Source organism: Paraclostridium benzoelyticum (genome assembly GCF_001006285.1).
GTDB classification, from domain to species: domain Bacteria; phylum Bacillota; class Clostridia; order Peptostreptococcales; family Peptostreptococcaceae; genus Paraclostridium; species Paraclostridium benzoelyticum.
The window spans coordinates 1-15,806 of the sequence record NZ_LBBT01000356.1 but is presented as its reverse complement, the minus strand read 5'-3'; the positions used below and the strand labels follow the sequence as shown (position 1 = coordinate 15,806).

At 27.4% G+C, this 15,806-nt stretch carries 8 protein-coding genes, 2 tRNA genes and 3 rRNA genes; 12 read left to right on the top strand and 1 reads right to left on the bottom strand.

The window, feature by feature from the left end:
* The 12 genes from VN21_RS17055 to addA all read left to right on the top strand — a co-directional run.
* Nucleotides 1-196, top strand: a 23S ribosomal RNA gene (locus tag VN21_RS17055); the annotation flags it as partial.
* A 142-nt stretch (nucleotides 197-338) separates the two neighbouring features.
* A 5S ribosomal RNA gene (gene rrf / locus VN21_RS17050) occupies nucleotides 339-455 on the top strand.
* Between the two features lie 11 nt (nucleotides 456-466).
* Nucleotides 467-541: transfer RNA gene (locus VN21_RS17045), tRNA-Glu, on the top strand.
* A 9-nt stretch (nucleotides 542-550) separates the two neighbouring features.
* A tRNA-Gly gene (locus tag VN21_RS17040) sits at nucleotides 551-621 on the top strand.
* Between the two features lie 15 nt (nucleotides 622-636).
* Nucleotides 637-753 (top strand): 5S ribosomal RNA (rrf, locus tag VN21_RS17035).
* Nucleotides 754-1,025: 272 nt separating this feature from the next.
* A complete protein-coding gene (gene wecB, locus VN21_RS17030) occupies nucleotides 1,026-2,138 on the top strand; it encodes a non-hydrolyzing UDP-N-acetylglucosamine 2-epimerase (protein ID WP_305071879.1) in 1,113 nt (370 codons plus the stop codon).
* A gap of 74 nt (nucleotides 2,139-2,212) precedes the next feature.
* Complete coding sequence (locus VN21_RS17025; protein ID WP_035114690.1) at nucleotides 2,213-2,395, top strand: hypothetical protein; 183 nt, start codon at nucleotides 2,213-2,215, stop codon at nucleotides 2,393-2,395.
* A gap of 120 nt (nucleotides 2,396-2,515) precedes the next feature.
* Complete coding sequence (locus VN21_RS17020; RefSeq protein WP_046824319.1) at nucleotides 2,516-4,420, top strand: hypothetical protein; 1,905 nt, start codon at nucleotides 2,516-2,518, stop codon at nucleotides 4,418-4,420.
* On the top strand, nucleotides 4,404-6,614 hold the full coding sequence (locus tag VN21_RS17015) for an ATP-dependent helicase (protein ID WP_046824318.1): 2,211 nt from the start codon (nucleotides 4,404-4,406) through the stop codon (nucleotides 6,612-6,614). Before VN21_RS17020 ends, VN21_RS17015 begins: the two co-directional genes overlap by 17 nt.
* On the top strand, nucleotides 6,607-7,368 hold the full coding sequence (locus tag VN21_RS17010; RefSeq protein ID WP_046824317.1) for a PD-(D/E)XK nuclease family protein: 762 nt from the start codon (nucleotides 6,607-6,609) through the stop codon (nucleotides 7,366-7,368). Before VN21_RS17015 ends, VN21_RS17010 begins: the two co-directional genes overlap by 8 nt.
* Nucleotides 7,358-10,804: a helicase-exonuclease AddAB subunit AddB gene (gene addB / locus VN21_RS17005; RefSeq protein WP_046824316.1), complete on the top strand. Its 3,447-nt coding sequence runs from the start codon at nucleotides 7,358-7,360 to the stop codon at nucleotides 10,802-10,804. The genes VN21_RS17010 and addB overlap by 11 nt, the downstream gene beginning before the upstream one ends.
* Nucleotides 10,804-14,559 (top strand): helicase-exonuclease AddAB subunit AddA, encoded by a 3,756-nt coding sequence (gene addA, locus VN21_RS17000; RefSeq protein WP_046824315.1) that lies wholly within the window; start codon nucleotides 10,804-10,806, stop codon nucleotides 14,557-14,559. Before addB ends, addA begins: the two co-directional genes overlap by 1 nt.
* 534 nt (nucleotides 14,560-15,093) lie before the next feature.
* On the opposite strand, the gene VN21_RS16995 is transcribed toward addA, so the two are convergent.
* Nucleotides 15,094-15,768, bottom strand: coding sequence for a nitrite/sulfite reductase domain-containing protein (locus VN21_RS16995; protein ID WP_332840894.1), 675 nt, complete (start codon nucleotides 15,766-15,768; stop codon nucleotides 15,094-15,096).
* Between the last annotated feature and the right edge of the window lie 38 nt (nucleotides 15,769-15,806).

The window sequence follows — 15,806 nt, the reverse complement described above, 5'->3', positions numbered from 1 at the left end:
CTGCCAAGGGCATGGCTGGGTAGCTATGTACGGAATGGATAAGCGCTGAAAGCATCTAAGCGCGAAGCCAACTTCAAGATAAGATTTCCCACCGTAAGGGTAAGATCCCAGGAAGACTACCTGGTTGATAGGTCGGAGGTGTAAGTGCAGCAATGTATGTAGCTTACCGATACTAATAGATCGAGGACTTGACCAAGATTATCTAATCTTACTAATGTTATTCAGTTTTCAGGGTGCTAACTCTAGGATATTACTTTACTTAAATATCTTTAAAAAATATATTGACATTTTTTAATTAAAATGTTAATATAATACTTGTTCAAAACAGAACAACATAATCTAGTTATTATAGCAAAGAGGATACACCTGTTCCCATTCCGAACACAGAAGTTAAGCTCTTTAGCGCCGATGGTACTTGGTGGGAAGCTGCCTGGGAGAGTAGGACGTAGCTAGGTTTTTTAAACAAGGCCCATTGGTCAAGCGGTCAAGACACCGCCCTTTCACGGCGGTAACAGGGGTTCGATTCCCCTATGGGTCACCAATTAAATATGCGGGTGTAGCTCAATGGTAGAGTTCCGGCCTTCCAAGCCGGCTGTGAGGGTTCGATCCCCTTCACCCGCTCCTAAATAAAGATTATGCGGTTATTACAGCAAAGAGGATACACCTGTTCCCATTCCGAACACAGAAGTTAAGCTCTTTAGCGCCGATGGTACTTGGTGGGAAGCTGCCTGGGAGAGTAGGACGTAGCCGCGTAATCTTTTTTATTTTACGTGGATTTAAGTGGTGGTTAGGATTAAGTTACATTTGAAGTCATAAAGCTGAGAAGATGCTTTAAAATGACTTCTGCATTATAACTTAATCCTAACCATTTTTTTGATGTGTAAAATAAAGAAGAATTACGCTTATACGGTATGGGATTAAAATAAAATATAGGAAATAGGGAAAATATATTTAAAGGTATCTATATTTGGATATAACTATACTTAGTTAAGATTCGAATAATAAACTTAAAGGAGATGATAGCTTTGAATAAGATTAAGGTTATGACCGTTTTTGGAACGAGGCCAGAGGCTATAAAAATGGCACCTTTAGTAAAAGAACTTGAAAGCAGAAAAGAAATTGAAAGTATTGTATGTGTAACAGCTCAACATAGACAAATGTTAGATCAAGTTTTAGATATATTTAATATAACTCCAGGCTTTGATTTGAATTTAATGAAAAAAAATCAGACGCTAACATCTATAACAGTTAGTGCATTAGAAGGAATAGATGAGGTAATAAGAAAATCAAAGCCAGATATAGTTTTGGTACATGGAGATACGACAACAACGTTATCTGCTAGTTTAGCAGCATTTTATAATAAATGTGATGTTGGGCATGTTGAGGCAGGACTTAGAACTTATAATAAATATTCTCCATATCCAGAAGAAATAAATAGACAAGTTACAGGTATTATAGCAGATATGCATTTTACTCCAACTAATAAATCAAAAGAAAATTTAATAAAAGAAGGAAAGTGTAGTGATGACATTTATGTAACTGGAAATACGGCTATAGATGCTTTAAAAACAACAATAAAAAAAGATTATAACAATAAAATATTAGATAAAATTAAAAGTGATAGAATGATTTTACTTACTGCTCACAGAAGAGAGAACTTGGGCGAAAATATGGAAAATATATTTAAAGCCATAAATAAGATCGTAAGCGAATTTAATGATGTTCAAGTAGTATATCCTGTACATTTAAATCCTAAAGTTAAAACTACTGCTGATGAGATTTTAGGTAATAATGAGCGAATACATTTAATAGAGCCTTTAAACGTTATAGATTTTCATAATTTTATGAGTAAATCTTATTTAATAATGACTGATAGTGGAGGTATCCAAGAAGAAGCTCCCTCTCTTGGAAGACCAGTTTTAGTTCTTAGAGATACAACGGAAAGACCCGAAGGAGTAGAAGCGGGGACATTGAAATTAGTGGGAACAAATTCGAAAGATATATATGATACAGCAAAGGAATTGTTAATAGACAAAAAAAGTTATGAAAAAATGTCTAAAGCTTCAAATCCATATGGAGATGGCCTTGCAAGTAAGTACATCGTTGATAGCATAATAAAAAAATACTTGAATAAATAGGTAAAAGTGAATAAAAATAGTAAGTCCAATAAATAATTATAGTATAGACTAAATTGTTTAATTGGAGGAATTTTATGTATAGAGTTGTATTAAAGCGTATTAATACAGATTATCTGAACGAGAACATGATATTTGATTGTCAGTATATTGATTTTGATAGTTCAAAGTATAAGTTTGAAAATATAGTTATGAATAATTTTGTTATAAAAGACTTTGAAGTTAATAATGAAGATATAGCATTGATAAAAATAATGTAATAAGTGTGTAGTTATAACTACACACTTATTACATTATACGGACAATTTTAATAACAGGATTATAGCCGAAAGCATGTTCTTTTATATGGTATAATTACTTTATAAAGGAAGGGATAGTTTATGAATAGTATAGTAAATGATATTTTAAATGATAGAAAAATTAATGATATTAAGGATAAATATATAGAGTTTGCAAATAAAGATTCATATAAAACAAACAATGTTTTATTATTAGTACCAAACAACAAAATTAAATTTAAATATAATAAGTTAATAAACTTAAACATAAGTGAAGAAATAAATATTTCAACATACAACTCATTTTTAATAAAAGAAGTAGTGAAGTTTTGGCCAATTATACAGCAAAAATATAATAATATAATCAATCATAAAGTAAAACCATCTATTATAAATAGTAGTTTGAGCGATTATATTTTAAATAAAATAGTTAAAGAAAAAAGGAATGTAGAGGGCTTTTTTAACGATATAACTGCATCCAACAGAAATATTGCAAGTAGTATTAGCTTTAATATAAATAAGGGATGTCAAAGTTTAATAGATTTAAATGATATAGGTAATAGAATTTATTACTCTAAACATAACCAAAGTAAGATGGATAGATTTTCATACAGTCAAATGCAAGAAATAATAAATGAGTACCTAGATTTATTATTAAAAAATTCAACTATGGATAATTCAATAGCAATTTATTTGTATAATGAATTTTTATTAAAAGATGAGGAATATGTAAATAGCTTGAGAAGAAGAGTGAATTATTTAATAGTAGATAGTTTAGAAAACTGTACAGCAAGTGAAGTTGATTTTATAGATATATTGTTAGACAGTGTAAAAGAGTCATATATGTATATAAATCAGACGAAAGACTATGCGGCTTTTAATAATGTAGATATGAAATATATTAAAGACAAATTATTTAGTAAATGCAAGTTTATTAAAAATAGTGAAATAAGTGAAGTTAATATAAGTGAATTACTTAAATTAAATAAAGACATTGAATTAAATCAAAATATGCAACTATATAGTCAGATGTTAATTGAGGCTAGCAATAAAGTTGTAGAATTAATTAACAAGGGTTATAGAGCAAAGGATATAGCTATTATTTCACCAATAAACAATACTATTACGGAGTATGAAATAAAAAATACATTATTAAAAAATAACATAGGATTTTATAGCACAAAACAAGATAAAAGAATAATTGATTATCCTTATGCACATGCATTAATGGTAGCTTCATGTATATTTTATGAATGTGAAGAACTTTTAAATAATGAAGATTATATTAGCTTTATAAGCCTTTTATTAAATACGAATAAAATTAGATCTAAAAAAATATTAAGTAAAAAATTAGAGTCGGATAAATATAATGAAATAATAAATTACATAAGAAGTAAGAAGTTAGATGATGTAAATATTTATGAATTTTTAATTAAATTTTATATTGATAAATTATTACAACTTCCAAAAGGAAAAGAAAATGTGAAGATTTGTAAAAAGATAATTCAAGAAAGTGAGAATTTTACAGAGAATATATCTTTATTAGGAATAAATAATAATAAATCAAAGGAAAAAATATTTATAGAGGCACTAAAATCAAGCATAAAAGATTATTATACTTTACTAGAATTAGAAGATTTTAAAGATGAAGACTTAGTTGTATTGACTACTCCATATACTTACATATCTCATAATATGAAAAGTGATATACAAATTTGGTTGGATATAGGTAGTAACATGTGGAGTATGAAATCTGAAAAAGAAATAAGTAATGTACATGTTTTAAAAAAGTCTTTTATTGAAGGAAACATATATACTAATGATGTTGAAGAATTTTATAAAGAGTATTATTTAAACAATACAATATATAATCTTCTTTTAAATACTGAAAAAGTATATGCATATAAAAGTGAATATACAGTAAATGGGTACATACAAGAAGGAAGTTTGTATGGAGTGATTTTAAAGTTAATAGATAAAGGTGATTTTAATGAAAATAAATTATAGAGAAGATCAAACGCCTATAATAAATTATGAAGGTGGAACTATGGCGGTACCAGCAGTACCAGGAGCTGGAAAAACTTTTATAGTTACAAATTTAGTTGCAAAATTAATAAGTCAAGGCAAGCATAGACCAGGGAAAATACTAATACTTACTTATATGAATAGTGCAGTTAATAATTTTAAAGGTAGAATAGCAAAATTATTAGATGAAAAGGATATAGATGATAAAAATTCATATGAAGTAATGACTATTCATAGTTTGGCAGTAAAAATAATAAAAGAAAAGCCCGAGATTGTAATGTTAAGTGATGAATTTAGCATAGTGGACGACTTAAAGAAAAGTATCATATTAAATGAGAGTATAAATAACTTTAAAAATAATGGAGGAGAAAAAGCTTTTAATTTTTTTGTTAAAGAACAGAGAGATGAAGAATGGAGAAATAGATGTTTAGAGTCATGGAACCAAGGTTTTTTTGATTTAGTTACAAACTCTATAAGTGAGTTAAAATACAAGGATATTTCACCAGAAAAACTAGAAAATATAATTTTAAATGGACATAAAGGAATATTAAAATGTATTTTACCTATATACAAAGACTATGAAAGAAAGTTGAAAAATAATGGATTATTAGATTATGATGATATTTTGATATTAGCATATAAAGCACTTAGCAGTGATGAAAATTTAAAAATTAAGTTTCAAAAGCGATATTCATATATATTTGAAGATGAATGTCAGGATTCAAATGAACTTCAAGGAAAAATAATAAAACTATTATCCGAAGATAATAATAATTTAGTTCGTGTTGGAGATGTAAACCAAAGTATAAATGGAACATTCTCATCATCAGATCCAATGTTTTTTAAGCAGTTTATGGAAGAAGCTGATAGTTGTTACAAAATGGATATGTCTAACAGAAGTTCTAAAGACATTATCGAATTATCAAATAGACTAGTAAAATTAATTACAAAAGAATTTTATTTAGAAGAGTGTAAAAGTGCGCTAGAAGATATGGAAATAAAAACAGTGCCAGATGGTAAGGGATATAAAGAAAATCCTAAACCCGATAAATATTTATTGAATGCAAAATGGTATGAAACATGGGAAAAAGAAATAGTACAAACTGTAAAGTTTGTAGAGTATATAAAAGCTAATACTCCAGATAAAAGTATAGGTATATTAGTTCCATTTAATAATCAAGTAAGGGAAGTAGCTCAAGTTTTGGAAACTCATAACTTAGAGTTTGATGAACTAGGACCAAACTCATCACATAAAAGGAAGATAATAAATAACATAGGTTATATAATTGATTTTTTATCTCAGTGTGACAGTACAGAAAAATTAATTAATGTTTTAGAAAAAGTGTATATAAATTCTGATAATAAAATAGGTAAAGATGAGTTTTTATGTAAATTAAAAAAATATGAAAGTGAAGATATAATATATGACACAGAAACAGTTATAGAAGATATTGTTATAGATAATAGAGATGAAATATATTTAACCTTTAAAAAAGGGATAGAACGTTTAAAAAATATAATAGAGTATGAATCTATAAAAGTAGATGAACTAATATTGATAATTGGTGAAAATATAGAAATATCAGATGAAGAAAAGGCTATGGTAGAGTATATAGCATTTTATGCTAGATACCTAATACTTGATAATCCAAATACAAGTTTATACGATATATCAAAAATACTTCTAGATGATAGAAATAGAGTATTTAATTACATAAGCGAAATAATATATGAAATAAATGGATATGAACCTAAGCCAGGAGGAATTACTGTTTGTACATACCATAAGTCAAAGGGTATGGAATGGGATGTTGTATTTTTACTTGATTTAACAGAATTTAAATTTCCAGCAGATATAAAACAAAAATTCCAGGGAGAGTTATGGTATTTAAAAGATAAATATAAAAATCCAGTAGCTATAGCAAAATCTGAGGTTGAGTCAATAGTAACTGGTGATGCCCCTAAGGATTTTATGTACAAGCATAAAATAGACATAATAAATGAAAAAATAAGATTATTATATGTGGGGATAACAAGGGCAAAAGAAATGTTGATGTTATCAGGACATAGTTATAAAGATAATACAACAAATAAAAAGCAACAACAAAAACCATCTTTTTATTTTAATAGCTTAGGTAGATTTATAAAAGTTAAGAGAGGTGATATTGTTGAATAAAAAATTAGAGAATTTCTTGTTTAGTCAAAACTCTATAAACACTTATAGAAGTTGCCCATTAAAATTCAAATTTAAATATGTAGACAAATTAAATTGGAAACAAGATGATGAAGGAAGTAGAGATTACTATGAAAATCTTAAATTAGGTTCAGATTTCCACTTAATATGTGAGAGGTATTTTAGTAATATACCAACTGGAATAGAATTTTTAAATAATGAAGAATTCAATATATGGTTAGAAAAAATTAAAAGATTAATACCTATAAAAGATGATAAGTTATATCTTCCAGAGTATGAGGTTAGATATAGTTTGAATAATTTTAAAATACAGGCTAAATTTGATTTAGTGGTAGTAGATAAGGATAGTATAAGTATCTGGGATTGGAAAACAGAAAATAGAAAGATAGAATATAAAGATGTAGAAAATAGAGTTCAAACTTTAGTTTATTTATTTTTAGCAAGTGAAACTATTGGTAAAATATATAATTTAGATATAGATTATGAAAATATAAAATTAAGTTATTATCAGCCAGAGTATTATAATGAGCCTATAACAATTACATATAGTAATGAAAAACATAACATAAATAAAAAACAATTAGAAAACTATATAGTAAATATATTAAATACAAATTACAATGAAGAAAAAAATATAAAAAATATTAAACATTGCAAGTTTTGTGAGTTTAATAAATTGTGCAATAATGAAGCTGTAAACTATAGCACATTGGAGGAAGAAATATATGAGCCTTAGATTTATATTTGGAAGAGGCGGTAGTGGGAAAACAACATATTGTTTAGAAGAAATTTCTAAGCAAGTTCTTGATGATGGAACATCCCCTATAATACTGCTAGTTCCAGAACAATACACATTTGAAAGTGAAAAAAGACTAAGTAATTATTTAAAAAAAGATCCATACCTTAGAGCTAGAGTACTTAGTTTTAAAACATTAAGTAATATAGTATTTTGTCAGGTTGGAGGATTAACAGATATAAATATAAATGCTAGTGGTAGATCTATGATGATTTATAAAGCGTTAGAAGGGGTTAGTGAAGACCTTGAAATATTTTCAAAGGCAGCATCTCAACCTGGATTTATAGGTACTATAGCTGATATGATATCAGAACTTAAGCAATATAGTATTTCTCATGAATCTTTAGAAAATATAGCTGGAGAAGTACAAAGTGAAACACTTAAACTAAAGCTTCAGGATATAAGTAAGATATATGCTAATTATGAAAACATATTACATGAAAATTATATAGATTCACAAGATTTATTAGCATCGTTAGCGGACAAGATAGAAAGTTGTAATTACTTTGACAATGCAATAATTTACATTGATGAATTTACAGGTTTTACTCCAAATCAATATAGAGTAATAAAGAGTTTATTGCATAAAGCCGCAGAAGTAAATGTAACTTTGACATTAGATAACAACTTAGTTAAGACTTACAATAAGACAGATGTTTTTTCTCGTACTAAATTTACAGAAGAGAAATTAAAAAAATTATGCTTAGAATCAGGAGTTATAATTAAGCCTGAAATAAGTTTAAATGCAAGTAAAATAAAAAGATTTGAAGGAAACAAAGAATTAGAACACCTTGAAAGGAATTACTATTCATATCCTTATAAAATATATGAAGAGGAAACAGAAAGTATAGCTATAAAAGAGTTTAGTAACTTATACTCAGAAGTAGAGCAAATAGCTAAAGAAATAGTATTTTTAGTTAGAGATAAAAAAGCAAGATATAGAGATATAACGGTAGTAACTAGAGATTTAAATAGGTATGATTTTTTAGTTCAATCTATATTTAATGAATATGAAATACCTAATTTTATAGATAGTAAAAAAGAAGCTAAAAGTAATCCTATTATAGTTTTGATAATAGCAGCATTAGAAATGCAAAATAGGAGATATAACTATGAAACTATGTTTAGATATTTAAAAAGTGGTCTTTTAGGAATAAGTATAGAAGATATTAGTTTAATAGAAAATTATGTTTTAGCAAATGGAATAAAAGGTAAAAGATGGTTTGAAGAAAAATGGAACTATAGAGTATATCACAAATTAAATGAGGATGAGAATGACTATGAAATAGATATAATAAATAGAGTTAATGAGATTAAAGATTTAATAATAAAACCTATAATTAAATTACAAGAAAAACTAAAAGGAAAAAATAAAGCAAAAGATATATGTAAATATATATATGAATTTTTATTAGATATAAATATACCTAACACTATACAAATAATGATTGATAAATTTAAAGAAAATAATGAGATAGATTTAGCGAATCAGTATGCTCAGGTTTGGGAGATTGTTGTTGATATACTAGACCAAATAGTAGAGATTATGGGTGAGGATACGATAAACTTAGATAAATTCATAAAAGTAATAAGTATTGGTTTTGATGAGTATGAATTAGCAACAGTACCCCCAAGTCTAGATCAGGTTTTAGTAAGTAGTGTAGACAGAATGAAAAACCCAAATACAAAGCATTTATATTTAATGGGAACTACAGATGGAATTTTTCCACTAATATCAAAAGATGATGGAATATTAAATGACAGTGATAGAAAAAATTTAGGAGATAATGGGATAGAGGTTGATATTGACAGTAAAACTAAAACATTTGAAGAACAATTTTTAGTTTATAGAGCTTTAACCTCAACTAAATGTTCATTAACAGTTACATATCCAATTGCTGATCATGAAGGAAAAACACTAAGACCATCGATAATAGTGTCTAGACTTAAAAAGATATTTCCAAATATAAAAAATACAAGCTATTTAAGTGATGTAAAATATTGTTCAAGTGAAGAAATAGTAGAAAATATAACTACTAAAGCACGTGTATTTAATGAACTTATAAAAGCTATAAAAGAATTTGAAGAAGAAAAATATATAGATTCTGTATGGCTAGATGCATACAAATACTTCATACAAAATGATGACTATTACATTAGAGCAAAAAATATAATAGAAGGTTTAAATTATACAAATCAAGTTAAGCAGATAGAAAGTGAAAAAATAAGAGCATTATATGACAATAAAATATTCAGTGTTTCTAGGCTAGAAAAATATGCTCAATGTCCATTTGCTTATTTTATACAATATGGGCTAAAAGCAAAAGAAAGAAAAGAATTTGAATTTACTCCTCCTGATTTTGGAACATTTGTCCACAATATATTAGATAAGTTTTCAAAACAGTTATCTAAAGATAATTTAGACTGGAGAGAAATCACAGATGAATATATAGTAGAAAAAGTAACTATAATAGTGGATGATTTGATAGCTAAGATACCAGGATATATATTACAAAGTTCAGCAAGATATAAGTACTTGGCATATAGATTAAGAAATATGCTTGTTTCAGCTATATCTATTATAAGCAATCAAATTAAAAAAGGATCATTTGATCCTGCAGACTATGAAGTAGAGTTTGGAGGAAAGGGTAAATATCCACCTATTAAAATTGTTTTAGAAAATGGAGAAGAGATAAACTTAATAGGGCAAATAGATAGAGTAGATATGTTTGAAGATGGGCAAGAAAAATATATAAGAATTGTAGATTACAAATCTGGAAATAAAGATATGAGTCTTACGGATGTATATCATGGATTACAGCTACAGTTATTAGTTTATCTAGATGCAATATTAGAAAGTGCTAAATATAATGATGGAGATATAAATCCTGCTGCTATACTCTATTTTAAAATAGATGATCCTATTATTAAATCTAATGAAGATAAAGAAGATGATAGTATAAGAGAAGAAATACTGAAGAAGCTTAAAATGAAAGGTCTTGTATTAAAGGATAGCAATATAATTAGAAAGATGGACAATACATTACCTGAAGGAGAAAAAGCAACATCATTAGTTATACCAGCGTCTATAAACAAAGATGGAACTATTTCAAAAAACACATCAGGTGTAAATGAAGAAGAGTTTTCAATACTTAGAAAATATGTAAAACATACAATTAAAGACTTAAGCAAAAATATGCTTGAAGGACATATTGGAATAGCTCCATATAAGACTAAAGAATCAACATCTTGTGATTTTTGTAGTTTTGCAACTATATGTTTATTTGATAGTACATTTAAAGACAATAGTTATAGAATTATAAACAAAAAAAGCCAAGATGAAATAATTAATAAAATGAGAGGAGAGGTTGAATAATGAGTTCTCCTAAGTGGACAGACGAACAACAAGCTGTAATAGATAGCAGAAATTGTAATCTTCTAGTAGCTGCTGCTGCAGGTTCAGGGAAAACAGCAGTACTAGTTGAACGTATTATACAGATAATAACAGATACTAAAAAGCCAGTGGATATAGATAAATTATTAGTAGTTACATTTACAAATGCAGCTGCTTCAGAAATGAGAGAGCGTATAGGAGATGCAATAGCTAAGGCATTAGATAAAAATCCTGAAAATAGCCATTTACAAAATCAATTAGTTTTATTAAATAGAGCAAGCATTACAACTATACATTCATTTTGTTTAGATGTAATAAAATCAAATTTTCATAAAATAAATATAGATCCTAACTTTAGAATAGGAGATCAAACAGAATGTTCTCTTTTAAAGCAAGAATGTATAGAAGAAATTTTTGAACAATACTATGAATCAAGAGATAAGGGATTTTTAAATTTAGTGGAAAGCTATGCAGAAAAAAGAGGAGATAAAGATTTACAAGATATAATATTATCTATATATAACTTCTCGATGGCATCACCATACCCTAAAAAATGGTTAGAAGATTCAGCTGAATTATTTAATATAAATGATGATTTTGATTTTTCAAATTCAATATGGTCAGAATCAATATTAAGTAATGTAAAAATAGAGATAGATGGAATAGCATCTAGTATGAAAAGCGCCATTGAATATGTAGATGGAATTGACGAATTAGAAACTTATAAGGAAAAATTAAATATAGAGTATTCTCAAATATTAAATATATTAAGTGCTTGTAATGAAGGCTGGGATAAGACATATTACTTTATGAGCAATATGCAATTTGAAAACTTCGCAAAAGGAGTTAAGAGATTAGGAAAAGATACCCCTGACTACATAAAAAAAGCAAGAGAAAATGCTAAATCTATAAGAGATAAAAATAAAAAATCATTAGAGAGTATAATAGGATCAACTTTTTATAAAAGTAATGAACAGATTTGTCATGAAATAAAGTATTTATATCCAGTTGTAACTTCTATTTCAAACCTTATAATAGCGTTTGAAGAAAAGTATCAAGAAAAGAAAAGAGAAAAAGGAATTATAGATTTTAATGATATAGAGCATTTTGCATTAGCTATATTAACAGATGAAGATGAAGATGGAAATATAATACCATCAGATGTAGCTAAGATATATGTAGAAAAATTCTCAGAGATATTTATAGATGAATATCAAGATAGTAACTTGGTTCAAGAAGTTTTATTAAGTACTATCGCTAGTATTGAAAATCCAAATCGATTTATGGTTGGAGATGTAAAACAAAGTATATACAGATTTAGACAAGCAAAACCAGAAATATTTTTAGAAAAATATGCAACTTACGATACAGAAGAAGGTACTAAAAATAGAAAGATAATGCTATATAAGAATTTTAGAAGTAGGAAAGAAGTTGTAGATTGTGCAAACTATATTTTTGAAAATATAATGAGTAAAAATATAGGTGAAATCGAATATAGCGAAAAAGAAAGATTAAATTTAGGCGCAAGCTTTAAAGAGTGTGAAGAAGAAAATGTGTTAGTGGGAGGACCTGCTCAAATACATTTAATACAAAAAAATATTAAATCTAAAAATGAATCAGATGAATCTGAGGAGAATGAGGAAGAACAAGAAGAAATAGATAATATACAATTAGAAGCTAGAATGTTAGGAAATATAATCAAAAACTTAATGAAACCCAATGAAGATGGGAAGGTAACAAAAGTTTATGATAAAAAAATTGATGGATATAGAAATGTAGAATTTAAAGATATAGTAATACTATTGAGAGCAACATCTAGTTGGGCACCTGTATTTGTTGAAGAGTTAATGAATATGGATATACCTACATATGCAGATACAGGTATTGGATATTTTGATACTATAGAGATAAAAACAATACTAGCATTACTTCAAATAATTGATAATCCAATGCAAGATATTCCTTTAATTGCAGTATTGAAGTCACCTATGTTTGGGTTTACACCAGAAGAGCTAATTGATATAAGAATAGAAGATAGACAGAAAAGTTTTTATGAAGCTTTACAAATAGCAGGTAGTAAAGATGGAGATTTAGGTGAAAAAATAAAATATTTCTTAGAACGATTAGATAATTTTAAAAATAAATCACTTTATATGAGTACCGATGAATTTTTATGGTACATATACATAGAAACTGGTTATTATGCATATGTAGGCGCATTACCAGCAGGAACACAAAGACAAGCTAATCTAAAGGTATTATTTGAAAGAGCTAAGCAATTTGAATCAACAAGCTTTAAAGGTATTTTCAATTTTATAAACTTTGTAAAGAAATTAAAGAGATCGAACTCTGATATGGGAAGTGCTAAAACATTAGGAGAAAATGCAAATGTAGTAAGAATCATGAGTATACATAAAAGTAAAGGGCTAGAGTTTCCTATAGTTATATGTGCAGGAATGGGTAAAAATTTCAATACTCAAGATTTTAGAAAAGACATTCTATATCACCATAGGTTAGGATTTGGGCCTCAGCTAGTAGATTATGAGAGAAGAATATCATATCCTAGTATAGCGAAAGAAGCATTAAAAACAACTATAAACATGGAAAACTTATCAGAAGAAATGAGAGTTTTATATGTTGCATTTACACGACCTAAAGAGAAGTTAATCATAACAGGTTCGGTAAGAGATATAGAGAGTAGCATAAAAAAATGGTCTGAAGACCTAGATAATGAGGGACCTGTTTCAGAATATCAAATTTTAAAAGGAAAGAACTTTTTAGATTGGATAATGCCTGCAGTTATAAAGCATAAAGATTTAGATAAACTACGCAGCATAATTGAATTAGATGCTAATTACTTAAATAATCATGAATCAAATTGGGAAACTAGAATATGGGAAAGATCAGATATATTAATAGAAAAGACTGCTAATGATGAAGAGGAAAGTATAGATATAATTTTATCTAATTTAGATATTAGCGAAAATAAAAGTGAATTCTATGAAGATATTAAATATAAGCTAGACTATAAATATCCATTCATGGAATCTGTTAATAGAGCAGGAACTATATCTGTTACTGAAATCAAACGATTAGAAAATAAAGAAGAAATTGATTATAGTGCTCAAGAATTAATTGAAAAGCAAACTGAAATAAAAACTCCATTATTTATACAAGAAGATGTAAGTAAGAACAAATTAACTGGAGCTCAAAAAGGTACTATAATGCATTTATTCATGCAGATTGTTGATTTAACTAAAGTAAGCAATTTAAATGAAATTAATGAAGAAATTAATTTAGCTGTAAAAAAGAAAGTATTAACACAAACTCAGGCAGATACTATAAATCCATATAAAGTATTAAAGTTTTTTAAATCTAATTTAGGAAAGAGAATGTTAAGTTCTTATTATTTAAAAAGAGAACAAGCTTTCTATTTACAAATAAGCATGAGTGATATATTCAAAAATGATGATAGAGTAGAAATTATAGAAAATGAAGATAAACTTATGGTAAGAGGGATAATAGATGCTTACTTTGAAGAAAATGATGAACTTGTTATAGTAGATTATAAAACTGACTTTGTAAATGAAGAAAATAAAGATAGTATTACAGAAAAATATACTAAACAGCTTGAAATATACAGTAGGGCGTTGAGTACATTAACAGGCAAGAAAGTTAAAGAAGCATATATATACTTATTTGGAACTGAGGAAGAAGTTTTATATAAGTTTGATTAATAAAAAAGGTGCGATGGTTTTATAAAACCATCGCACCTTTTTTATTAGGGGAGAGATATAAAATTATATTTTTCGTATACTATAATTATTTACAAATTTAAGATTTATATACATAAAAAAAAAATTCGCTTCGCCTGAGCGACTGCGAACCACTTCATGTCGTCAACGTCCACTCGACAAACTCGTGTCCCGTTACTCAAACGACTTCGTACGTTGCTCAAAAATCTTTTTTACGCTCAAAAAATATAAGGTTGATATAACTAAGTTTCATAAGTTATCCATAGATTTTTAGTAATCATAATTTTAATAAGCGTAAAAAAATCACCTATACAAGGGGGGTATAGGTGATAATGGGGGGATAAAAATTATTTATTTTCCGATCATATTTTAATTATTAACAACCATTTGATTATTATTCATAGTTATTAAGTTTTTTATTAAGAAAGGATATTAACTTCCTTTCTTAATTTTAATATATTCATAAAAAGAATATTTGTTACTATTTTCAACATAAATTAATAAATTTCTTATTATTTAGTTTTTATATTTAGTTAAATTAAAGTTAGCAGCAAATTCTTCAAATCCAACTCTATCTATATATGCTCCCAAACGCTCTTTGTTATTTGCATTGTCTGAATATAAGTTAACTATATCATCTACCAAATCTAATACTTTTTCATCAGGTATACCCATGACAAGTCTATCTCCTAATCTAGGAATTGTACCACCCTTTCCGCCTACAAAAACAGTCCAGCCTTTTGGAGTACCCATTAATCCAATATCTCTAGTATGATTGTCGGCACAACTATTAGGACATCCACTAACACCTATTTTTAACTTATTTGGTAAATTCATTCCATGATATCTATCATCTAATTTTAAACCTATACTTACTGAGTCCTTAAAACCTCTTTTACAAAAAGATGTTCCAGGACATGTTTTAATACTTCTAACACATAAGCCTATAGCAGCTCCAGGTTTCATACCTAAATCTTGCCATACAGAATCAATATCATTCTCTTCAAGTCCAACTAGCGCTATACGTTGAGCAGCTGTTATTTTTATAGCTTGAACATTATACTTATCTGCAACATCAGCAAGTTTTCTAAGTTGGTCAGAAGTTATCAAACCAGCAGGAACATGAGGAGCAATTGCATAAGTTTTTTTATCTCTTTGAAGGACTGCACCTTTATCTAATAAATCTTTCATAATTACCTCCTAAATATGTATTTAAAAATATTATATGG